The sequence below is a fragment of the Bacillus sp. (in: firmicutes) genome (assembly GCA_017656295.1).
GTDB lineage: Bacteria > Bacillota > Bacilli > Bacillales > JACDOC01 > JACDOC01.
In genome coordinates this window covers 87,929-110,452 of the sequence record JACDOC010000003.1, presented here as the reverse complement: position 1 = coordinate 110,452, position 22,524 = coordinate 87,929, and the positions used below count along the sequence as shown (strand labels likewise).

General features: G+C 39.7%; 20 protein-coding genes. 14 read left to right on the top strand and 6 right to left on the bottom strand.

The genetic code is table 11. The features are described 5' to 3' along the window. The first annotated feature begins 30 nt into the window (after window positions 1–30). Window positions 31–1,341 (top strand): 2-oxo acid dehydrogenase subunit E2, encoded by a 1,311-nt coding sequence (locus H0Z31_04605; protein ID MBO8176723.1) that lies wholly within the window; start codon window positions 31–33, stop codon window positions 1,339–1,341. Between the two features lie 120 nt (window positions 1,342–1,461). Here the strand turns inward: H0Z31_04605 and H0Z31_04600 are convergent, their stop codons facing one another. After that, complete coding sequence (locus tag H0Z31_04600; protein ID MBO8176722.1) at window positions 1,462–1,881, bottom strand: hypothetical protein; 420 nt, start codon at window positions 1,879–1,881, stop codon at window positions 1,462–1,464. Window positions 1,882–2,119: 238 nt separating this feature from the next. Between H0Z31_04600 and H0Z31_04595 the strand changes: the two genes are divergently transcribed. The 6 genes from H0Z31_04595 (at window position 2,120) to H0Z31_04570 (ending at window position 9,745) form a co-directional block, all read left to right on the top strand. Further along, the gene (locus H0Z31_04595; protein MBO8176721.1) at window positions 2,120–4,150 is read left to right on the top strand and encodes an acyl-CoA mutase large subunit family protein; all 2,031 of its coding nucleotides are present in this window, start codon (window positions 2,120–2,122) and stop codon (window positions 4,148–4,150) included. After that, the gene (gene scpA / locus H0Z31_04590) at window positions 4,143–6,338 is read left to right on the top strand and encodes a methylmalonyl-CoA mutase (protein MBO8176720.1); all 2,196 of its coding nucleotides are present in this window, start codon (window positions 4,143–4,145) and stop codon (window positions 6,336–6,338) included. The genes H0Z31_04595 and scpA overlap by 8 nt, the downstream gene beginning before the upstream one ends. A 1-nt stretch (window position 6,339) precedes the next feature. Further along, a complete protein-coding gene (gene meaB, locus H0Z31_04585; GenBank protein MBO8176719.1) occupies window positions 6,340–7,440 on the top strand; it encodes a methylmalonyl Co-A mutase-associated GTPase MeaB in 1,101 nt (366 codons plus the stop codon). Between the two features lie 298 nt (window positions 7,441–7,738). Further along, window positions 7,739–8,176, top strand: coding sequence for a BrxA/BrxB family bacilliredoxin (locus H0Z31_04580; GenBank protein MBO8176718.1), 438 nt, complete (start codon window positions 7,739–7,741; stop codon window positions 8,174–8,176). Window positions 8,177–8,234: 58 nt separating this feature from the next. Continuing rightward, window positions 8,235–9,209 carry an aromatic acid exporter family protein gene (locus H0Z31_04575; protein MBO8176717.1) on the top strand — a complete coding sequence of 325 codons (975 nt, stop codon included), beginning with the start codon at window positions 8,235–8,237 and terminating at the stop codon, window positions 9,207–9,209. A gap of 20 nt (window positions 9,210–9,229) precedes the next feature. Beyond that, window positions 9,230–9,745, top strand: a complete 516-nt coding sequence (locus H0Z31_04570; GenBank protein MBO8176716.1) for a L,D-transpeptidase — start codon at window positions 9,230–9,232, stop codon at window positions 9,743–9,745. A 47-nt stretch (window positions 9,746–9,792) separates the two neighbouring features. Here H0Z31_04570 and prli42 read toward each other — a convergent pair whose 3' ends face one another. After that, on the bottom strand, window positions 9,793–9,888 hold the full coding sequence (gene prli42, locus H0Z31_04565; protein ID MBO8176715.1) for a stressosome-associated protein Prli42: 96 nt from the start codon (window positions 9,886–9,888) through the stop codon (window positions 9,793–9,795). Between the two features lie 185 nt (window positions 9,889–10,073). Between prli42 and mce the strand changes: the two genes are divergently transcribed. The 5 genes from mce (at window position 10,074) to H0Z31_04540 (ending at window position 15,488) form a co-directional block, all read left to right on the top strand. Next, on the top strand, window positions 10,074–10,493 hold the full coding sequence (mce, locus tag H0Z31_04560) for a methylmalonyl-CoA epimerase (protein ID MBO8176714.1): 420 nt from the start codon (window positions 10,074–10,076) through the stop codon (window positions 10,491–10,493). Next, window positions 10,493–12,043 (top strand): acyl-CoA carboxylase subunit beta, encoded by a 1,551-nt coding sequence (locus H0Z31_04555; protein MBO8176713.1) that lies wholly within the window; start codon window positions 10,493–10,495, stop codon window positions 12,041–12,043. The genes mce and H0Z31_04555 overlap by 1 nt, the downstream gene beginning before the upstream one ends. A gap of 68 nt (window positions 12,044–12,111) precedes the next feature. Continuing rightward, window positions 12,112–13,230, top strand: a complete 1,119-nt coding sequence (locus H0Z31_04550) for a M20/M25/M40 family metallo-hydrolase (GenBank protein MBO8176712.1) — start codon at window positions 12,112–12,114, stop codon at window positions 13,228–13,230. A 124-nt stretch (window positions 13,231–13,354) separates the two neighbouring features. After that, window positions 13,355–13,813 (top strand): chemotaxis protein CheW, encoded by a 459-nt coding sequence (locus tag H0Z31_04545; GenBank protein MBO8176711.1) that lies wholly within the window; start codon window positions 13,355–13,357, stop codon window positions 13,811–13,813. Between the two features lie 193 nt (window positions 13,814–14,006). Continuing rightward, a complete protein-coding gene (locus tag H0Z31_04540; protein ID MBO8176710.1) occupies window positions 14,007–15,488 on the top strand; it encodes an alkaline phosphatase family protein in 1,482 nt (493 codons plus the stop codon). Window positions 15,489–15,579: 91 nt separating this feature from the next. On the opposite strand, the gene H0Z31_04535 is transcribed toward H0Z31_04540, so the two are convergent. Next, window positions 15,580–16,332 (bottom strand): endonuclease/exonuclease/phosphatase family protein, encoded by a 753-nt coding sequence (locus H0Z31_04535; protein ID MBO8176709.1) that lies wholly within the window; start codon window positions 16,330–16,332, stop codon window positions 15,580–15,582. A gap of 282 nt (window positions 16,333–16,614) precedes the next feature. After that, window positions 16,615–17,721, bottom strand: a complete 1,107-nt coding sequence (locus H0Z31_04530) for a galactosyldiacylglycerol synthase (protein ID MBO8176708.1) — start codon at window positions 17,719–17,721, stop codon at window positions 16,615–16,617. A gap of 165 nt (window positions 17,722–17,886) precedes the next feature. Between H0Z31_04530 and H0Z31_04525 the strand changes: the two genes are divergently transcribed. Continuing rightward, window positions 17,887–18,444 carry a hypothetical protein gene (locus H0Z31_04525; protein MBO8176707.1) on the top strand — a complete coding sequence of 186 codons (558 nt, stop codon included), beginning with the start codon at window positions 17,887–17,889 and terminating at the stop codon, window positions 18,442–18,444. A gap of 372 nt (window positions 18,445–18,816) precedes the next feature. Beyond that, window positions 18,817–20,229: an NADP-dependent phosphogluconate dehydrogenase gene (gene gndA, locus H0Z31_04520; GenBank protein ID MBO8176706.1), complete on the top strand. Its 1,413-nt coding sequence runs from the start codon at window positions 18,817–18,819 to the stop codon at window positions 20,227–20,229. A 155-nt stretch (window positions 20,230–20,384) separates the two neighbouring features. Here gndA and H0Z31_04515 read toward each other — a convergent pair whose 3' ends face one another. After that, window positions 20,385–21,005, bottom strand: a complete 621-nt coding sequence (locus tag H0Z31_04515; protein ID MBO8176705.1) for a cyclase family protein — start codon at window positions 21,003–21,005, stop codon at window positions 20,385–20,387. Window positions 21,006–21,018: 13 nt separating this feature from the next. Next, window positions 21,019–22,512, bottom strand: a complete 1,494-nt coding sequence (locus H0Z31_04510) for a glucose-6-phosphate dehydrogenase (GenBank protein ID MBO8176704.1) — start codon at window positions 22,510–22,512, stop codon at window positions 21,019–21,021. Window positions 22,513–22,524: the final 12 nt, after the last annotated feature.

Below are 22,524 nucleotides of genomic sequence, written 5' to 3'. Positions count from 1 at the left end.
TATCGACAACAAATAAGGAGGTTTTCTCTTGTGGCTATAGAAAAAATGACCATGCCGCAACTTGGTGAGAGTGTAACAGAAGGTACGATTACAAAATGGCTAGTCTCTCCTGGAGATGCGGTAAATAAATACGATCCAATCGCTGAAGTAATGACCGATAAAGTAAACGCAGAAGTTCCTTCTTCATTTACAGGTGTCATTAAAGAATTAGTGGCAAACGAAGGAGACACGCTTGCAGTAGGTGAAGTCATCTGTACGATTGAAGTAGAAGGTGGAGGTTCAGCAGAAGCGGCTCCATCTGAAGAGAAGAAAGAAGAAAAACAAGAAGAAACAGCTACCCAAGCGGCAAAAGCGGATACGCCAAATAAAGCGCGTTATTCACCAGCTGTTCTTAAATTGTCTCAAGAGCATGGCATTGATCTTTCTCAAGTGCAAGGTACAGGTAAAGGCGGACGAATTACCCGTAAAGACATTTTAGCAATTATTGAGTCTGGTAACATTCCAAAAGCAGCAAATAAACCTGCTGAAGCGGCTCAACCAGTCCAAGAAGCGCCTAAGGCTGAAGTTCAACCAACTCAACCGGCACAAGCGGCACTAGCGAAGCCAGTAAGCCCGGCACCAAACATCCCAGTCGCTCCTGGAGATGTGGAAATTCCAGTGTCCGGCGTTCGTAAAGCGATTGCTACAAATATGCTTCGTAGTAAGCATGAAGCTCCGCATGCTTGGACGATGATGGAGGTCGACGTAACCAACTTAGTAGAGTATCGTGACTCCATCAAAACAGAATTCAAGAAGCGTGAAGGCTTTAACTTAACATACTTCGCATTCTTCGTTAAAGCGGTCGCCCAAGCGTTAAAAGAATTCCCACAAATCAACTCCATGTGGGCAGGAGATAAAATTATTCAAAAGAAAGACATTAATATTTCAATTGCGGTTGCGACAGAAGATGCTTTATACGTACCAGTCATTAAAAATGCCGATGAAAAATCCATCAAAGGCATTGCGAAAGAAATCGCTGAACTTGCTCATAAAGTTCGTACAGGCACATTAAAATCTGAAGACATGCAAGGCGGAACATTCACGGTGAACAACACAGGTTCATTCGGCTCTGTTCAATCGATGGGTATCATCAACTACCCACAAGCGGCAATTTTACAAGTAGAAGCAATTGTTAAACGTCCAGTTGTAATGCCAAACGGTATGATTGCTGTTCGTGACATGGTGAACCTATGTATGTCTCTTGACCATCGCGTCCTTGACGGCTTAATTTGCGGTCGCTTCTTACAACGCGTCAAAGAAATCCTTGAAAACATCTCTAAAGAAAATACTTCTGTTTATTAATAAATAAAACCATCCCTACGCATTTTAGCGTGGGGATGGTTTTATTATTCCTGGGAAATCAAACACAACAAAACAGTATTTCAGAAAGAGTGATGCCTAAGCCTACCGTATGTAAATTACTTAATTACCTGAAACCCCATCGAAGTGACTTTCTTTTCCGTTGTTAAAAAGTTTGATCGTATGAACAGGAGCATTAACTTTTAATTGATAGAGTACATGGGGATTGAAAGTTTTTTGGTTATAGTCGTCCGTTTTTTGTTGATTAACATAGATGGATAGGGTTTCCCCATCCACTTCTACTTGCACGTCTGTTACATATTCCAGTTCTTCTCCTTGAATTACCGTATATCGATTAAAGAAAACATAGAGTGTGTCCTTATCGTAAAAATAAAGATAGTTTCCATTATACTGGCGAACTTGATCAAAATAGGTATAAACATTCATTGGAAGATGTTTGAATTTTATTTCAGAAAGGCTAATCTGAGATTCGCAACTAGATAAAAGTAATAAACCGACTAAAATTATTAACCATTTCTTCATTTAACTCCTCCATAGACAAGGAATAATTAAAATTTGTGTTAACATAAATTACTAAAAATTGAATGATTTTTTCCCTCTCTGATGATCGTTACTAACTTTGAAAAGGTAGGTCGTTGCTTGAATTCTTTATATATACTAAAATAATGATAATAGAAAATTCATAAAACTTCAAAAAGTAAGCAGTTTCTGAAAAGGGGTACTTGTTGCTTTTTATACGATCAAAGGGAGGGACTGAAAAATGGCCAATTTAGAAACGATGAAACAGCAAGCGTTTCCACCGCCGGATTATGAAACGTGGAAAGAAACGGTGGAGAAATCATTAAAGGGAAAACCGTATGAAAAATTATTTTCTAAAACATATGAAGGTATTCAATTAAAGCCGATTTATACGCGTGAAGATTTAAGTTCACTTGAGCATATAGAACAGTATCCTGGATTTTCTCATTATGTTCGTGGGACAAGCGTCAACGGCTATGTTAAGGAACCGTGGGCAATAAGCCAGGAAATTTTTGCAGAAAGTGCTGAACAATGGAATGAAATCGTTAAACACGATTTATCTAAAGGACAAACGGAAATTCATCTTGTGTTGGATAAGCTTCCGTTTTGGGTGAATACAGTGGAAGACCTAGAAACAATGTTTGCCGGGATTCCGCTAACAGATTACTCGATTCGTATTGATGCCGGTGACTGTTCACTCCCGTTTGTATCTTTGTTCAAAGCATTTGTCGAAAAGCATCAACTCTCTTTTTCAAAGTTACGTGGCACAATCGGGATGGATCCTTTAGGTAGTTTAATTGAGAGCGGTCAAACGAATTTCTCATTATCTACGTTATATGATGTTATGGCCGACATTACAAGATGGTCACACGAACATTTGCCTTATATAAAAACCATTATGATTCATGGTGAACCGTACCATCATGCCGGGGCGAACGTGGTCCAAGAATTAGCATTTGCGTTTGCAACAGCCGTTGAATATATTCGCGAACTGATGGCTCGTGGGTTAACCATCGATGAGGTTGCGCCAAACATGAGTTTTTCCTTTGCAATTGGGTCTCATTTTTTTATGGAAATTGCGAAACTGCGTGCGGCTCGACTTGTGTGGTCAAATATTATTCAAGCATTTAATGGGAACAAGGAGTCACAAAAATTAGTTATCCATGCTCGGACTTCTTATTTTACAAAGACAGTGCATGATCCTTACGTCAATATGCTTCGTTCGACTACAGAAGCCTTTGCTGCAGTCGTTGGTAGTGCCAATAGCTTGCACGTATCACCTTTTGATGAACCGATTCGACCAGCTGACGAGTTTTCCCGCCGGATTGCACGGAACACTCAACTCATTCTTCTCGAGGAATCGCATTTAGGAAAAGTGATTGATCCAGCAGGTGGCTCCTATTTTGTAGAGACGTTAACACATCAAATAGCCGAGGAAGCGTGGAAATTATTCCAGCAAATCGAAATAAAAGGTGGCATGGTTCAAGCGCTTCAAGACGGATTCGTGCAGACTGAAGTGAAAAAAGTAGCTGATAAACGTTTAGAGCAAGTAAAAATGCGGAACGAAAAAATCGTCGGTACGAATTTCTATGCAAACTTAGCTGAGCCGGTGATGAAAAAAGAAAAGTTGCAGAAAGAAAGAACGACAGAGGTACTTAATAAAGACATCGTTAAACAATTAAAAAATGAATTTGCATCGAAACGATTCGTTAAGCCGGCTTTCACTATGGTCGAACGAAAAGCGAGTGCACAAGATATTAGGAAAGCTTTGCACAGTGAAACCCTTATCATTCAACCATTAAACCGCTGGCGGTTAGCCGAACCTTTTGAACAATTACGGGCAGCGTCCCTACAACATCTCGAAAAAACGGGTAGCCGCCCAAAAGTGGTTTTATTAAATATTGGTACAATTCCACAGTATAAACCGCGTGTGGATTTTATTACTGGTTTTTTTGAAACAGGCGGCTTTGAAGTAAAAAGTAACATTGGTCGTGAAGTCAGCGACGAAACATTGGAAGAACTCGTATCTGAAGGGACACATTTTATCATTTGTGGAACGGATGAAATGTATAAAGATTGGGTTCCAAACTTAGCAGTGAAGCTCAAAAAAGAGCATCCTTCTATCCGATTATACGTTGCTGGTAAACAAGCTCCGGATATAGAACAAGCATTCATCCTATCCGGTATTGACGGTTTTATTCATATGAAATCGAATGTTTATGAGACATTGGTTCAGTTTATGTACGATATGGGGGTGGCCATCGATGAGTAAACAGGTCGATTTTTCTAACATTTCGTTAAATCTAGTGAGTGAAAAAGTAAATGAGCAGCAATGGAAACAAGCTATTGAAGAAAAATTGAAACAATCGATAGATGATCTTCTATTTGAAACGAATGAACATATAGCCATTAAACCGTTATATACGAAAAAAGACATCGAGGGACTCGACTTTCTCGATTACATGCCTGGCATTCCTCCATATCTTCGTGGTCCATATCCGTCCATGTATGTTAATCGTCCGTGGACGGTCCGTCAATACGCTGGCTTTTCAACAGCGGAAGAAAGTAATGCATTTTATCGTCGTAACTTAGCGATGGGACAAAAAGGGTTATCAGTTGCTTTTGACTTAGCTACACACCGCGGTTATGATTCCGATCACCCTCGGGTCGTAGGGGACGTCGGGAAAGCGGGAGTTGCCATTGATTCAATTTTAGATATGAAAATTTTATTTGATGGTATCCCTCTAGACCAAATGTCCGTTTCGATGACGATGAACGGAGCCGTTCTCCCGGTTATGGCATTTTATATCGTTACCGCCGAGGAGCAAGGAGTTCCTCAAGAGAAATTATCAGGAACGATTCAAAACGATATTTTAAAAGAATATATGGTGCGCAATACGTACATTTATCCGCCAGAGATGTCGATGCGCATTATTGCGGATATATTTGAATACACGTCTAAACATATGCCGAAGTTTAATAGCATAAGTATTTCCGGTTACCATATGCAAGAAGCTGGAGCCCCAGCAGATCTTGAACTAGCCTATACGCTGGCTGATGGACTAGAATACGTTCGCACCGGAATAAAAGCAGGGATCGATATCGATTCGTTTGCGCCACGCCTGTCGTTCTTCTGGGCGATAGGAATGAATTATTTTATGGAAGTAGCCAAAATGCGGGCAGCCCGTGTGATTTGGGCGAAAATGATGAAATCATTTAACCCGAAAAATCCGAAGTCGTTAGCGCTCAGAACACACTCCCAAACATCTGGCTGGAGCTTGACCGAACAAGATCCGTTCAACAACGTCGTGCGAACATGTATCGAAGCGATGGCAGCAGCGCTCGGGCATACCCAATCCCTTCATACCAATGCGCTTGATGAAGCAATTGCCTTACCGACTGATTTCTCCGCACGAATTGCACGTAATACGCAATTATATTTACAAGATGAAACCAAGATTACTCAAGTGATTGATCCATGGGCGGGTTCGTACTATGTTGAAGCGTTGACAAACGAATTAATGGAACGAGCTTGGAAGCATATCGAAGAAATTGAGGAACTCGGTGGAATGGCGAAAGCGATTGACACCGGACTTCCAAAAATGCGTATTGAAGAAGCGGCCGCCAGACGCCAAGCATTAATTGATTCTGGAAAAGAAACGATTATTGGTGTAAATCGTTATCGGTTAGAAAAAGAAGACCCGATTGACATTTTAGCCATTGACAATACCGAAGTGAGAAGAAAACAAATTGAACGACTTGAGTATTTAAAGAAACATCGGAATGAAGAGGAGGTTCGTTCCGCATTAGAAAAAATTACGAATGTCGCGGCTTCCGGTGAAGGAAATTTATTAGCGTTAGCAGTAGAGGCCGCGCGTGTTCGGGCAACCCTCGGGGAAATTTCCGATGCGATTGAAAAAGTGTCCGGACGTCATAAAGCGATTATTCGTTCCATTAGTGGGGTTTACAGCTCCAACTACTCCGATGAAGAGGAAATTAAAAAGGTGCAAAAAATGACAAACGAATTTTTAGAGTTAGAAGGAAGACGACCGCGTATATTAATTGCCAAAATGGGACAAGACGGTCATGACCGTGGAGCAAAAGTCGTGGCTACAGCCTATGCGGACATGGGCTTTGATGTCGATATTGGACCGCTCTTTCAAACTCCAGCGGAAACGGCGCAGCAAGCAATCGAAAACGACGTTCATGTCGTCGGAGTTAGCTCGTTAGCTGCTGGACATAAAACATTAGTTCCGGAGCTTATTGAAGAATTGAAAAAGCGTGGCAGAGACGATATTGTCGTCATCGTCGGTGGTGTTATTCCACCGCAAGATTATGACTTCTTGTACGAACACGGAGCTAGTGCAATTTTTGGACCAGGAACCGTTCTACCGGTGGCCGCCAAAAAAATACTCGAAGCGGTGTATGACCGTCTTGGGTATGAGGAAGTGAACGTATAACATGGGAGAAGGTCGTAAGCCGGAATGGATGGAAAACGAAACCGAGCATACAACAAGCTCGATTTTATCTGGAAAAGGACATTCAACTGGTGAATTTAAACAGAAGCGGAAGCCATCTCGTCCAGTCATGTCGGTGGAACAATTAACGGAAGGGGTGTTACGTCAAGACCGAGCGACGTTAGCACGAGCCATCACCTTAATCGAAAGTCAAGCCGCTAAACACTATGAGGTTGCCCAACAATTGTTGCAGCGGGTGTTACCTCATACTGGCTCTTCGATTCGCATCGGGATTTCTGGTGTGCCTGGTGCGGGAAAAAGTACGTTTATCGAAGCGTTCGGACTCTATTTGTGTGAGAAAGGATATAAGGTGGCTGTCTTAGCGGTCGATCCAAGCTCCTCGGTATCTGGCGGAAGCATTCTCGGAGACAAGACTAGAATGGAGCAACTAAGCCGTCACCCGAATGCGTTTATCCGCCCGTCTCCTTCTGGCGGAACGTTAGGAGGCGTACATCGTAAAACGAGAGAAACGATGCTATTATGTGAAGCGGCCGGTTTTGATGTCATTTTAATTGAAACAGTCGGCGTCGGCCAAAGTGAAATCATCGTTCGCAGTATGGTCGACTTTTTCCTCCTTCTTGTGTTAACTGGTGCGGGTGATGAACTGCAAGGAATGAAAAAGGGTATAATGGAAATTGCCGATGCTATTCTAGTTAACAAAGCCGACGGATCAAACCTTCCGTTAGCGAAAAAAACAAAAGAAGAATACAATCAGTTGTTACACTTTTTACAACCAGCAACAAAAGGCTGGGAAACAAGAGCGTATACATGTTCGGCGTTAACCGGGGATGGAATTGAAGATGTATGGAAAGTCATTCAACGATTTGTGGAATCAACGAAAGAATCGAATGTCTTTTTTGAACGTCGCAAAGAACAAGCCATTGAATGGATGTACACGATGATTCATGATCGGCTGCACACGACGTTTTTCCAACACCCTCGCATCCAAGAACTCCTTCCAGACGCCGAGCAATCGGTAAAGGAAGGAACCGATACAGTCACTTCCGTAGTCGATCGATTATTTTCCGCTTTTACGGATTCGTAAAATGAACACCGCTTTAAAGGCGGTGTTTTTTATCGAAAAGAATAAATAGATGACGACTGCACCCATATTGTGATGAGTCAATAAAACTTGTCGATTGGCAAGTAGAGGTTATGCATTGACTGATAATTTTGGTAATTGATAGATTGAACACTTCCTCTTGGATTCGGAAAAAAATAAGGTGTAAATGGACAATCACTCCATAATTTTTTCAATAACCACGGTCCCTTTAAAATTGATAAAACACACCACTTCTTGCTACAATGAAAAATGAAATGATGACGATGTGAGGTGTAAATAAATGAACATGGATTTTAATCTTTTTATGAATGATATTGTTCGTCAAGCTCGTGAAGAAATGGTTGCGAGTGGCTATAAAGAATTGCGTACACCTGAAGAAGTAGAAGAAGCGTTTGCAAAAAAAGGAACGACGCTTGTCATGATTAACTCTGTATGCGGATGTGCTGGTGGAATTGCACGTCCAGCAGCAGCTCATGCCATTCATTACGACAAGCGCCCAGATCATTTAGTGACCGTGTTTGCTGGTCAAGACAGAGAGGCGACAGCAAAAGCACGCAGCTATTTTGAAGGATATCCGCCATCTTCTCCATCTTTCGCTTTATTAAAAGACGGAAAAATTTGCACGATGGTAGAACGTCATGAAATCGAAGGGCATGATCCGATGTCTGTTGTTCGTAAATTACAAGAAGCGTTTGACAAATATTGTGACGAAGTATAATTTTGAAAAGGTAAATGAGGGTTCTCCTTGTTTACCTTTTTTTAGGGGCAAGATAAAGATGAAAATTGGATATCGAACGTTAAAAACATCCATTGGGACGGCTATTTCCATTTGGCTAGCACAGCAATTCGGCTTAGTAAACTACGTGTCTGCTGGGATTATTACGATTTTGTGTATTCAAATAACTAAGAAAAAATCGCTTTTTGCGGCATGGACACGATTGGTAGCGTGCCTAGTCGGAATGGGCTTTTCATTTTTATTTTTCGAAGGGATTAGCTATCATCCCATAGCCATTGGAATTATGTTGCTCTTTTTCATCCCGACAGTTGTTATGCTGAAAGCGAAGGAAGGGATTGTGACAAGTAGCGTCATAATATTACATATATACGATTATGGGGATGTATCGAGAGATCTGATTCTTAATGAGCTTGGACTTATCATCATTGGGATTGGCGTGGCGTTAATCGTCAATATGTATATGCCAAGTGTTGAAAAAGATTTAATCGATTATCAAGAAAAAATCGAACGGAACTTCCAGAAGATTTTCCAAGAAATCGTCACCTACTTACGGACAAATGAAAGCGATTGGGACGGAGAAGAAATTACAGAGACGAGTGAATTACTGGCGAAAGCCAAATCTCTTGCATTCCGTGACGTGGAAAATCACGTGCTACGAAAAGAAAATTTGTATTACAAATACTTTCATATGCGGGAAAAGCAATTTGAAATCATCGAACGCGTACTTCCGCTTATTACATCGATTCGAGCAACAGTTGAGCAGGGAAAGATGATTGCTGATTTTATTGAAGAATTAAGCCAAAATATCCATCCCGGAAATACCGCTCTTATTTACTTACAAAAGCTATATAAAATGAAAGCCCAATTTGAACAAATGGACCTCCCTAAAACAAGGGAAGAGTTTGAAACGCGAGCCGCCTTAGTCCAGTTTGTAAAAGAAATGGAACAGTACTTGCTTATAAAAAGTTCTTTTCAAGGGATTCCGGATAAACGAAGAAAACGGAGGAAACAATAAGCAAAAAAGGAGGGCACCTCGTGAAGTGGCTTATTGCTTTTTGCTTGTTCCTATCTTCACCGATTTGGCCATTAGGGAAAAATCCGTTACCGGGAGATCCCTTCATTATAGTCAATAAACGAACGAATGAGCTGGCGTATATCGATGAGGGAGCGATTCAGTGGATTACAAAAGTTGCGACAGGAAAAGAGAAAGAAATGACTCCGGAAGGCCTGTTTACCGTTATCGTAAAAGCGAAAAATCCATATTATCGAAAGAAAAATATTCCTGGAGGACACCCGGATAATCCATTAGGAACACGGTGGATCGGATTTGACGCACATGGTACGGACGGGAGAATTTACGGTATCCACGGAACAAAAGATCCAACATCCATTGGAAAATATGTATCACAAGGATGTATTCGCCTGTTGAACGAGCATGTCGAGTATTTGTATGACAAAATCCCCCTCGGGACGAAAATTCTCATCGTAAATTCAGATAAAACCATCTCCGAACTAGGTATACAATATGGGGCATTACCATCGATTCCATAAAAAAAAGACCACTAAAGGAAAAAGTATCCTCTAGTGGTCTTTTTGTATTAAAAGAACATCGTTAGTCCCATAAGTACTGTTGACGCAATCATCGCAAAAAGCATGAGATAGACAATCACTTTTTGAATCTTTTTATTGGACATACTCATCTCTCCTGACATGAATCCTCCCTTTTATTTTACTTAGGGGCTCAAGGTTTGACAAGCATTGTTCATGGAGTGAATTGAAAGCGTATTTAAGAAGGAATTTCGACATAATTATCGAATATTTTTAAATAGTATATTTTTTATGAAAAAATAAGGTTATCGACAACAAAGGGGGACTTCGGATGATCAAAAAAGTCGATCATATCGGCATTGCCGTTTCTTCGATTGAAGAGGCATTACCGTTATATACCGATGTGTTACAGCTTCGGCTTCTCAGAATAGAAGAAGTCGAATCGGAAGGGGTAAAAGTCGCCTTTATTGACGGGGGAAATGTCAAGCTCGAATTGTTAGAGCCGCTACATGAGCAAAGTGCGATTTACACCTTTCTGCAAAAGCGGGGGGAAGGGATTCATCATATCGCATTTGGGGTTTCATCCATTCAAGAACGAATTAATGAATTGAAAACAAAAGGCGTTCGGATGATTCATGACGCTCCGAAAAAAGGTGCCCAAGGAGCGGATGTTGCCTTTATCCATCCGAAATCAACGAATGGCGTTTTATATGAACTTTGCGAGAAACTCAACAAAGGGGAGACGGAATAATGACGGATATTTACGATAAAATAAACGAACTGTACGATCGCCGCCGCGAAGTCGAGCTTGGTGGTGGAGATGAAAAAATAGCGAAACAGCATGAAAAAGGAAAATTGACCGCAAGAGAACGGATTGAATTACTACTAGATCCAGGGTCATTTGTCGAATTAAATCCGTTTATTGAACACCGCTGTTCCGATTTTGGATTAGACAAACTGAAAGGACCTGGGGATGGGGTCGTCACTGGTTACGGAAAAGTAAACGGTCGTCCAGTCTATTTGTTTTCTCAAGATTTTACCGTCTTCGGTGGGGCGTTAGGGGAAATGCATGCGAAAAAAATTGCTCATGTAATGGATTTAGCAGCGAAAAACGGGGCGCCTTTTATTGGGTTGAACGACTCCGGTGGGGCGCGCATTCAAGAAGGAGTTGTCTCATTGGACGGGTATGGGCATATTTTTTATCGTAACTCGATCTATTCGGGAGTCATTCCTCAGATTTCGGTTATTATGGGACCTTGTGCGGGTGGTGCTGTGTATTCACCAGCTATTACCGATTTCGTTTTTATGGTAGATAAAACGAGTCAAATGTTTATTACTGGACCAAAAGTCATTGAGACGGTAACTGGAGAAAAGATTACCCCAGAGGACTTAGGGGGCTCGAAAGTTCATAACACCATTAGCGGAAACGCCCATTTCCGAGCCGAATCAGAAGAAGAAGTCTTACAAATGGTTCGGACACTATTAAGTTATTTACCTCAAAACAATCAGGAAAAACCACCTCTTTACGACTACGAGGAGAGCGATGATTACCGCCCTGATTTACCGGACGTTGTTCCGTTTGATGCTGTTCGTCCGTACGATGTCCGAAACGTCATTGAGCAAGTGGTTGATGAAAAATCGTTTTTTGAAATTCATCGCGAGTTTGCCAAAAATATTGTCGTTGGTTTTGCGCGGATCAAAGGCGAGCCAGTCGGTCTTGTGTGCAATCAACCAAAATTTATGGCAGGTGGTCTCGATATCGATTCATCGGATAAAGCGGCCCGTTTTATTCGATTCTGCGATTCGTTCAATATTCCGATCATTACATTTGAAGATGTGACCGGATTTTTCCCTGGCGTTAAACAAGAGCACGGGGGAATCATTCGTCACGGGGCAAAAATTTTATATGCGTATTCCGAAGCTACTGTTCCAAAAATCACCGTGATTTTACGAAAAGCATACGGGGGAGCGTATGTGGCTCTTAATAGTAAATCGATTGGAGCGGACCTTGTATTTGCTTGGCCGAATGCTGAAATTGCCGTGATGGGACCACAAGGAGCGGCGAATATTATTTTTGCGAAAGAAATTCAAAAAGCAGATGATCCAGAAGCTTTAAGACAACAAAAAATCGAAGAATATAAAGAAAAGTTTGCTAACCCATATGTAGCTGCTTCTCGGGGAATGGTGGACGATGTAATTGACCCAAGGGATACGCGCATAAAACTCATTCAAGCGTTAGAGATGATGCGTAACAAACAAGAATCACGTCCCACAAAAAAACATGGAAATATACCGTTGTAAGGTATTTGTATGAACCTTCAATTCACGATATACTGGAATCGTGAATACATAATTTGGAGGTTCATAGTATGGTGAATCAAGAACGGTTAATAAACGAATTTTTAGAACTTGTACAAATCGATTCCGAAACGAAACACGAAGGCGATATTGCCAAAGTATTAAAACAAAAATTTGAGGCGCTTGGTTTACATGTTATTGAAGATGATACGACAGCGAAAACCGGTCATGGCGCAGGAAACTTAATTTGTACGCTCGAGGGTACAAAAGAAGGAGTTGCCCCGATTTACTTTACATCCCATATGGATACAGTTGTACCTGGAAAAGGTGTGAAGCCGTCGATTAAAGACGGATATGTTATAACAGATGGAACAACGATTTTGGGGGCTGATGATAAAGCGGGTTTGGCGGCAATGCTTGAGGCAATCCGTGTATTAAAAGAACAAAACATCGCTCATGGAACGATTCAATTTATTATCACAGTTGGCGAAGAGTCTGGTCTTGTGGGAGCAAAAGCATTAGATTCGTCACTCATTAAAGCGAAGTTTGGTTACGCACTTGATAGCGACGGAAAAGTCGGTAATATTGTAGTGGCTGCACCAACGCAAGCAAAAATTAAAGCAGTCATTCTTGGGAAAACAGCTCATGCGGGAGTTGCACCAGAACGAGGAGTTTCTGCAATTACAATTGCTGCTAAAGCAATTGCCCAAATGCCGCTTGGCCGTATTGATGAGGAAACAACTGCGAACATCGGCCGCTTTGAAGGAGGTACACAAACAAATATTGTTTGTGACCGTGTCGATATTTTAGCAGAAGCACGCTCCTTAGTGCCAGAAAAAATGGAAGCACAAGTGGCGAAAATGAAAGAAGCGTTTGAAAAAGCTGCTGAGGAAATGGGCGGTAAAGCAGAAGTGGACGTGGAAGTCATGTACCCTGGCTTTAAGTTTGACGAAGGTGACCACGTTGTCGAAGTAGCTCGAAAAGCTGCAGAAAAAATTGGTCGTTCGTGTGAGCTTCTTCACAGCGGCGGCGGCAGCGATGCGAATGTCATTGCGGGATTTGGTATTCCAACAGTTAACTTGGCGGTTGGATATGAAGAAATTCACACAACAAACGAACGAATGCCAATTGAAGAATTAGTAAAAGTAACGGAAATGGTTGTAGCAATCGTTGAAGAAGTAGCGAAATAAGGGTAAAATATGAAGGGCATCCAATCGTTGGATGCTCTTTGCTATTACAAAATGGTTTAAATAGCCAATTTATAGTATCATAAGGAATATAGAAATAGTATTTTAGGGGGAGCGGTGAATGGAAATCAATAAAGCAGTTGTGTTCCAAGTGAAGAATGAACAATATGCGGTACCAGTCGAAAATGTAATTTCTATAGAAAAAATGAGTTCACCGACATTGATACCGCAAATGCCAGGTTACATGCTTGGAGTTGTGCGTATTCGCGGGGAGTTAGTTCCTGTTTTAGATACAATGAAAATTTTATATGGCTGTTCATATACAGAAACAGAAAAAACGAGAATGATTGTTGTGACTACCGAGGATTTATCTGTTGCTTTAATCGTTGATGACGCCAAAGAGATCATCGATATTCCTAAAGATGCGATTAAACAAATCAATCTGCTTGCATACCGTCAAACACCGTATTTTATCGGCGTGGCAAGCCTACCTGAACGCCTTATTACCTTGATTGACCCAAGCAAGCTATTCGAAAGCTTAGACGGAGTAAACGAGATTAAAGAACATATTTTAAGCCACCAATAAGGTGGTTTTCTTTATGAATCTAATGTAGGACCATATGAAGTTTTTAAAAAGAATATACAAAATACAATAAGAAACCTGCCTTGTTCCTGGCGGATATTATTAATTGCCATATTGTTTGTTTTCTTTACCCGAATATTGGTTAAGATAGTATGATGAGAATGCTTTATGATACACAAACAACACTGGGTAAAGGATGGATCAAATCGTGTCAACATCTGCAAACAAGAAACGCGTTATTATGCTGATTATTGATACTTTAATGTATCCGCCTCTAGAAAAGGCAGTAAAAGAGGGGTCAGCTCCTGCATTTAAATTTTTTATGGATAATGGAAGGGTATTTCCAAATATCGTGAGCCCTTTTCCGACGATGTCTGTAACTGTAGACAGTTCACTGCTAACGGGTACGAATGCGAATATTCATAAGATTCCTGGGTTAGTATGGTTTCATGATAAAGAAAAGCGGCTAATTAATTACGGAAGTCATATAAGGGAACTTATCAAGCTTGGCATCACCCAATCAATGAAGGACATTTTATATAATATAAACAATCAGCATTTAAACAAAGAAATTAAAACAATCCATGAAGAATTGTCTAGTAGAGGAAAAATAACCGCTTCGATTAATGCTCTCATTTATCGTGGTAATACAGAGCATAATTTAAAATTGCCAAGGTTACTAACAATTTTTACATCTTTGAATCATGAGTTGAAGACAAAAGGAAGCCAACTGTTTACATATGGCTCCTTTTCTAAGCTCAGTCCTTTGAAAAGATATGGATACTTTTGGCAAAAATGTGGGTTTAATGATCGCTTTTCTGCCCAAGAGTTAAAATACCTTATTAAAACGGATTCTCTACCTTCTTTTACCATTGTTTATTTTCCAGATATGGATAAAATTATCCATAAAAATGGTCCTATGGATATAAAGGGAATTCACAAAGTAGACAAACAGCTGCAAAACGTATTGGATTGTTATGATTCTTGGGAGGAAGCTTTAAAAGATAATTATTGGATTATCATTGGTGATAACGGTCAAGCGCCAATTGATTCTGATCGGAACAAAGCCTTAATTGATTTAAGACAATCCCTTCGTTCTTATCAAATAATGACATTAAAAGATGGGGTTAAAGATAGGGACGAAGTTGTTCTCGGTGTTAATGAACGAATGGCCTTTATTTATACATTAAATCCTGAACATGCGCCACTATCGGATCTCGCGAAAACGTTACAAATGGACGAAAGAGTTGATGTCATTGCTTGGAAGGAAAAAGAATCTGTTCACGTTATATCTGGAGTTCAACAGGGAAAATTCATTTTTAAACCAAATGGAACATTGGTTGATGAGTATGAACAATCGTGGGATATAGAAGGAGATTTAGGAATTTTGAATCTTACCGTTAAGAACAATAAGATTATTTATGATGAATATCCGGATGCACTGGCCCGATTGTACAGCTCGCTCACTTCTCATGAAGGAAATTATCTTGTTGTAAGTGCCAAACCAGGATTTGAATTTATCGGTGAAGGTTCCCCGACTCATGTGGGAGGAGCAAGCCATGGTGGACTTCATAAACAAGACTCACTAGTATCGATGATTGTAACTGGTACTAACTTGTCCCCAAGACATTTACGCATTATTGACTTAAAAGATTGGATTTTAACACTTCTTGATTGAGGTTGATGACAATACAAATATAATCACGAATATCCAAAAAATAACACCTCGATTACAAGGTGTTATTTTTAAAATGGAAATATGTTTCTTTTCAGTGGTAATTCAGTGTTGCTTTTAATGGTAAATGGTCGGAAGCATTTGGTGTTTTAGTGAAGATTTCTGCTTTAATGACTTGAAAATGGTGGCTAACAAATATGTAGTCTAACCTAACTCTTGGATGAAGGGAAGGATAAGTATGTCCTGCTCCTATACCGGCTATATACCAAGCATCTTGAGTTTCACGCGTCATTTTTCTCCATCCTCTTGATCCAGGCATCATATTCCAGTCCCCCATGATAATAAAAGGATAAGAATAGTTGCTGAGCCTATTTAAAATAAAATCCGTCTGCTTTTTGTGAAGATAGGGGTTAATACTTAGGTGAGTAACATTAACCAAAACCAGCTGATTGTTAATTTGAATCGTTGCTTCAAGCAAAGATCTTCCTTCAATGACTCCAGATATCAAATCAAACAAATAGCTGCTTTTTGCAACAATAGGATATCGGGACAACAAGGCATTTCCATATTGTCGCACTTTTGACATAGTTTTAGGTTTTAAGGAAAGGGAAGGGCTAAAAGCATAGTTCATGTTTAATTGTTTGGCAAGCCAGCTAATTTGGTCCTCAAAATAACTCCGCTTGGAAAAATGTTTATCCACCTCGTTAAGACCAATAATATGGGCATTACTTTTTTCAATCACTTCAGCGATTCTATTTAGATCTACTTTAAGATCCATACCTTTGCCATGATGAATATTAAAAGTCATAACCTTAATTTCCAAGCTGCTTCTCTCCTCTAAGTTCATTTGCGTTATTGTCATATATTTGTATGCAATTTCAAAAATATTTTTATTAATGATGACTTTAAGTAAGATGGCAGGAGAATTGATTTTCTTGTTAAATCAGTTATATAACTAAAAAAGTAGGATCAAATCGCTACATATGAAAAAAGGGCGAGATACTGCTGTACCTGTTAGCCTCTCCCCTTTTTACAAATCAAGACAAATGCTAAAATTGCACGGGTCCTCATATTACATAAGGTACATTGGAACATGAAGTGCTAAACAAATGTTTATTGTGTTTTTGTCTTACTTGACTAAATGATAAATAAATTTTGCTGGTTCAACTGGAGATAAGTTTCTGTGATACTCATCAAGTTTTGAAAAATAATTGGATAAATGCTCTGAATGTAGGATGTGGATTAGCTGTTCTGAAATGTTCTCCATCTGATACCACTCTTGAAAATCAAAAACAATTCCTAATTCTTTTAATTGCTGAAGATTAATTTCTTCCTGACCGGGTAGAGCATGGTAAACAAAAATAGGGAGCTTTTTAAATAAGCATTCACTAACGGTTACTCCGCCTGGTTTTGTAATAATGAAATCAACTTGATTATATAATTTATTCATCTCTTCACGAGAAGAGATGTAAGGAAAAGGTGTAATTTTTGGATGATTCATATGGATCAATTGTTCATATATACATCTATTTTTACCACATAGTACGTAATAATTTATTTGGTCATCTATAGGGATTTTTTCGAGTAGTTTTGCTAAAGCCCCGACCCCTAAGCTTCCCCCGGAGATTAAGCCACAGTACGTTTTTTTTGTGTATCGATGATTATTTGTGTTTTTCGTTATTTTCGGGTGAATGGGAATTCCAGTTACAAAAATGCGGCTTTTATGAACCCCTTTTTTCTGTAAAAATTCCTTCATATACGGATGGCTAACAAAATGATAGTCAATTTCCTCAGTCCCCCAAAGCTGATGAATAAAGTAGTCTGTATATACATTAATGACTGGTATCTTTAATTCACCGACTGCTTTCAATCTGCTTAGTAAATAGGAAGGTAGCGCATGAGTACATATAATTACATTCGGGTTTGTTTCAGAAATCAACTTTTTTAAATGATTAAGAAATAGAACCTCATAATGTGGAAACGTTTTCGTTTTACTCAATTCGCTAAACAGCGATTGACGGTACAATAAGCTGTAAGTTTTTGGAAATCGATCAATCCATTGTAGATAAAATTGTGAAATAAAAGATTCCATCTTTCCGAATCTTGATGATAATAATTCAATTTTTTCGCATTGTATATGAGGATCAAGTAGAAGTAATCCCTCTTTTAAGGCATCTGCCGTTTGATGATGACCGGATGGAAATTGTAGTAATGGAAGAAAAAGAACCCTTTTCATAAATACTCACCTAAAATAGATATAGTTATTAAAAAGTGTTTGTCATTTTTGGATAGTTATTCGATAAGCCAAATCCTTTTTTTTCTATTAATAAAACGACCTTGAGTGCTAAACACTTTAATATAATGAAAGGAAGAAAAGGAGAAGGGTGTTGTAATGGTAAAGATGAAACAATGTTTTCTTGCCATTTGGAGTGTATTAGATCCGATTTATTATTTTTGTTCACGGCTTGAATACGTTCAGGACAAATCAAAAAATCGAGATATTTTTCGGGTTCGGCTGACGAAGTATAAAGGAAGAGACATCATGCTCTCTGATGGTACACATATCACCAAAAATGATCTCCTTATAAAAATTCATTTGTATAACATTCGTTTAGTTAACGAACTCACTCGTTTGAATAGTGAAATTAAAAAGGGGAGACTTATCTATGAACAAGTAAAAAGAGGGTTGCCGAACCTTGCAATATATTTACAACGTCATGAACAATTTGCCAATATTAAGGGGATTATCGGAATCACGGTTTTAAATAAAGGTAGTGAGCGATTAGGATTTGAAACGTTTTCCATCATTAATCCTTTTTATAAATGGTACAAACAAATGACAATTGTTCCTATGTATCTTATTTCTATATACCGTTTAGACAGTTTTAGGAGACCACCAAAATATTTATTTATGTCAAAAGATAAATTGATCAAATTATACGGCTGCCAATCCGACTAGTAATTCCAGCTTATCTCTTCCCCTTTTAACGATCCTAAACTGTAGATAAAGAAGGATTATAATGAAATCAAAAAATCTTATAAAATCATCATAATTTTAAAAAATAAAGGGAACGTAAAAAACAAAAGAACGATGATTTATTGATAGGGAATTTTTCTACAATGTTTTTGGTGCGGAATAAAAATCGTTCCTAGTTCCAGTACTCCTTGTAGCATTATTGCTAGAAGGTAACGTTTTTTCAGCAAGTAAGAAAAAAATGAACGCGCTTTCAACTTACGTAAAATCCAGCATAATACTTGATATTGTAAAATGGGCATGGTATGTTCTTTCATGATAAAGAAAATATAAAAGGACAGAAAGGAACGTTTCACAATGGCAAAACAACAAATCGGTGTAATCGGTTTAGCCGTCATGGGGAAAAACCTTGCATTAAATATTGAAAGCAGAGGTTACTCCGTAGCGGTATACAACCGTTCGCTCGAAAAGACAGATGAGTTTTTAAAAGAAGCAGCAGGAAAAAATGTTGTGGGTACATACAGCATTGAAGAATTTGTTAACTCGCTTGAAAAACCGCGTAAAATCTTATTGATGGTAAAAGCTGGAGCGGCGACGGATGCAACGATTGAACAATTAAAGCCGTACTTAGAGAAAGGTGACATTTTAATTGACGGTGGAAATACGTATTTCAAAGACACGCAACGCCGCAACAAAGAGTTAGCGGAGTTAGGTATTCATTTTATCGGCACAGGCGTTTCCGGCGGTGAAGAAGGAGCATTAAAAGGGCCATCTATCATGCCAGGTGGCCAAAAGGAAGCACATGAGCTTGTTCGTCCGATTTTTGAAGCAATTGCCGCAAAAGTTGATGGTGAGCCGTGCACAACATACATCGGTCCTGACGGAGCAGGACATTATGTAAAAATGGTTCATAACGGTATTGAGTACGGAGACATGCAGCTAATCGCGGAATCTTACTTTTTACTAAAACATGTACTCGGTTTAAGCGCCCAAGAGCTTCATCAAGTGTTTGCGGAATGGAATAAAGGAGAGCTAGATAGCTACTTAATTGAAATTACAGCGGATATTTTCACGAAAATAGATGAAGAAACCGGAAAACCACTTGTTGATGTCATTTTAGATAAAGCGGGACAAAAAGGAACAGGAAAATGGACAAGCCAAAGCGCACTTGATTTAGGCGTTCCACTTCCAATTATTACGGAATCCGTTTTCGCTCGTTTCATTTCTGCGTTAAAAGACGAGCGCGTTCATGCATCCAAACTATTAAAAGGACCAGAAACAAAACCGTTTACTGGTGACCGTGAAGCATTTATTGAATCGGTTCGTAAAGCCCTTTACATGAGTAAAATTTGTTCATATGCCCAAGGTTTTGCCCAAATGAAAGCAGCTTCTGATGAGTACGGCTGGGATCTAAAATACGGAGATATTGCGATGATTTTCCGTGGTGGTTGTATCATTCGTGCGCAATTCTTACAAAAAATTAAAGATGCTTACGATCGTGATCCACAGCTTCCAAACTTATTACTCGATCCATACTTCAAAGAAATCGTTGAGTCTTATCAATCTGCGTTACGTGAAATCATTTCCGTGGCGGTGCAATTCGGTATTCCAGTTCCATGTTTTTCAGCTGCTCTATCCTACTATGACAGCTATCGCATGGAAACATTACCCGCGAACCTCATTCAAGCACAACGCGATTACTTCGGTGCGCATACGTATGAACGAGTAGATAAAGAAGGTATTTTCCATACCGAATGGATATCCAAGTAAGAAGTTTAAAAAAATCCCCTGATGGTCTTTTTGACGGTCAGGGGATTTTTTCTGTTTATAAAGAGAGAATGGGGATGGAGTCATCGTTTCACGGGTGGTTTCAAAAAGAGAGTAAATGACAGCAAAAGCGCTTGGACTATCCAAGCGCTTTTGTATTACCCATTGAGTTCGTCTAACAGTAAAATACGAGCAGGTGCCGCATCTGTTCCGACGAGTTTTAGCGGAGCAGCGACCATAAAGTACGTGTTTGCTTCAACGTCTTTTAACCGTAAGCCTTCAATAATAATCACGCCGTTTTTCATTAACGTTTGATGGGTCGGATGCCCCGGTTGGGCACGTTCAATTCCTAGTGCATCAATGCCTACGCCAGCGATTTCTTTTTCCGCTAAATAGGCTGCTGCATCTTCAGCCACATAAATAAACTCAAAATTAAATTGTTCGTCAAATGAATTCTTCGTTTTAAAAAGGACGAAATCACCATTTTCAATTGGAAGGGATTCAATGTCTTTTTTTGTAATCTTCTCTTCTACATGGGTGAGGTCGAATACTTTACACGGTCGAACGAGTTTTTCGATACCGATCGTTTCGATCGTTTCGCCATCGTTCATCATATGCAATGGTGCATCGACATGCGTTCCTGTATGCACATCTAGGCTAATACGAGATTCAGTGACGTGCGCATTCGTCACCGTTGTAATTTTTGGCTGCTTTTCTTCTTTATTTTTGTAAACAGGCATACCTTCAATAATAGGAGCCGTTACGTCGTAAATCTTCACGCGTATCTCCTCCTTATTTGGACTGAACTTCAAAATCAGACACCGGCCACCAATGAAAGCCATCTTTGGCTAATAATTCGTCGGCTGCTTTTGGTCCCATGGTGCCAGCTGCATAATTCGGGAATTTCTCTTCGCGTGTAGATTCCCAAACTTTAGAAATTTCGTCTACAAAGCTCCATGACAGGGCCACTTCATCCCAATGCGTGAAGTTCGTGGCATCTCCGCGCATACAGTCATAGAGAAGTTTTTCATACGCTTCTGGGGTGTTCATTCCGTCAATACTGTTGTTTGCAAAATCAAGTTTAACTGGCGTTGTTTCCATGTTTTGACCCGCTTTTTTCGCATTTAAATGAAGGGTAATGCCTTCTTCTGGTTGAATGTGAATCACCAGTAAGTTTGGCGACAGCGGCTGGTCCATTTTATAGTACAAGTTCATCGGAATATCTTTAAATTGAATGACAATCTTCGTTGATTTCGCGGACATTCGTTTACCTGTTCGTATGTAGAATGGAACACCTGCCCAACGGAAGTTATCGATCATGAGTTTTCCAGCAACAAATGTTTCCGTATTGGACTCTGGGTCGACGTTTGCTTCCTGGCGATACCCTGGAACCATTTCATTCCGAATCGCACCTGGTCCGTATTGGCCACGCACAAAGTATCGATGAACGTCCTCCCCTTTAATTGGGCGAAGCGCGCGGAGAACTTTCACTTTTTCGCTTCGAATTTCGTCTGTTGTTAAGCGAATGGGTGGTTCCATTGCGAGTAGGGCGACCATTTGTAACATATGGTTTTGTACCATATCGCGAAGCGCCCCGCTTTTGTCATAATAACGTCCTCGTTCTTCGACACCTAACACTTCGGAAGAGGTAATTTGAATGTTCGAGATAAACCGGTTGTTCCAAAGAGGTTCAAACAGAGCGTTGGCGAAGCGAATCACTTCGATGTTTTGCACCATTTCTTTTCCTAAATAATGGTCAATTCGATAAATTTCGTCCTCGGAGAATACTTCTCGTATTTGATTATTTAATTGTTTAGCGGACTCTAAGTCATGACCGAACGGCTTTTCAATAACGAGACGTTTAAAGCCATTCGTAGCAGTTAACCCATCCGCTTTTAAATGCTCGGTAATCGTACCGAAAAATTCAGGTGCCATCGCCAAGTAGAAAATACGGTTTCCGTTTAAATCGTATTGGACATCTAACTTATTGGCTAGCTCATTAAGTTGAACGTATGAGCTCGAATCGGTCACGTCAATGGATTGATAATAAAAATGTTGAACAAATGACTCAATATCTTCTGCCTGACCTAATGAGGTAAGAACAGAATCTTGAACATGTTGTTGAAACTGTTCCTGAGACCATGGACGTCTGGCAACGCCAATGACCGCAAATTTGTTCCCGATTTTTCCTTTCCGATATAAGTGGAAAAGGGATGGGAACAATTTACGTTTCGCTAAGTCACCAGTTGCTCCAAAGATGATGATGAGTGATGTTGGCTTTTCCATTTTCACGTTAAG

Coding starts and splice junctions, on each gene's coding strand:
- H0Z31_04550 (MBO8176712.1), top strand. CDS start 12,112: ATGGTGAATCAAGAACGGTTAATAAACGAATTTTTAGAACTTGTACAA.
- prli42 (MBO8176715.1), bottom strand. CDS start 9,888: ATGTCCAATAAAAAGATTCAAAAAGTGATTGTCTATCTCATGCTTTTT.
- scpA (MBO8176720.1), top strand. CDS start 4,143: ATGAGTAAACAGGTCGATTTTTCTAACATTTCGTTAAATCTAGTGAGT.
- gndA (MBO8176706.1), top strand. CDS start 18,817: ATGGCAAAACAACAAATCGGTGTAATCGGTTTAGCCGTCATGGGGAAA.
- H0Z31_04540 (MBO8176710.1), top strand. CDS start 14,007: ATGGATCAAATCGTGTCAACATCTGCAAACAAGAAACGCGTTATTATG.
- H0Z31_04575 (MBO8176717.1), top strand. CDS start 8,235: ATGAAAATTGGATATCGAACGTTAAAAACATCCATTGGGACGGCTATT.
- H0Z31_04510 (MBO8176704.1), bottom strand. CDS start 22,512: ATGGAAAAGCCAACATCACTCATCATCATCTTTGGAGCAACTGGTGAC.
- meaB (MBO8176719.1), top strand. CDS start 6,340: ATGGGAGAAGGTCGTAAGCCGGAATGGATGGAAAACGAAACCGAGCAT.
- H0Z31_04595 (MBO8176721.1), top strand. CDS start 2,120: ATGGCCAATTTAGAAACGATGAAACAGCAAGCGTTTCCACCGCCGGAT.
- H0Z31_04600 (MBO8176722.1), bottom strand. CDS start 1,881: ATGAAGAAATGGTTAATAATTTTAGTCGGTTTATTACTTTTATCTAGT.
- mce (MBO8176714.1), top strand. CDS start 10,074: ATGATCAAAAAAGTCGATCATATCGGCATTGCCGTTTCTTCGATTGAA.
- H0Z31_04580 (MBO8176718.1), top strand. CDS start 7,739: ATGAACATGGATTTTAATCTTTTTATGAATGATATTGTTCGTCAAGCT.
- H0Z31_04525 (MBO8176707.1), top strand. CDS start 17,887: ATGAAACAATGTTTTCTTGCCATTTGGAGTGTATTAGATCCGATTTAT.
- H0Z31_04530 (MBO8176708.1), bottom strand. CDS start 17,721: ATGAAAAGGGTTCTTTTTCTTCCATTACTACAATTTCCATCCGGTCAT.
- H0Z31_04535 (MBO8176709.1), bottom strand. CDS start 16,332: ATGAACTTAGAGGAGAGAAGCAGCTTGGAAATTAAGGTTATGACTTTT.
- H0Z31_04555 (MBO8176713.1), top strand. CDS start 10,493: ATGACGGATATTTACGATAAAATAAACGAACTGTACGATCGCCGCCGC.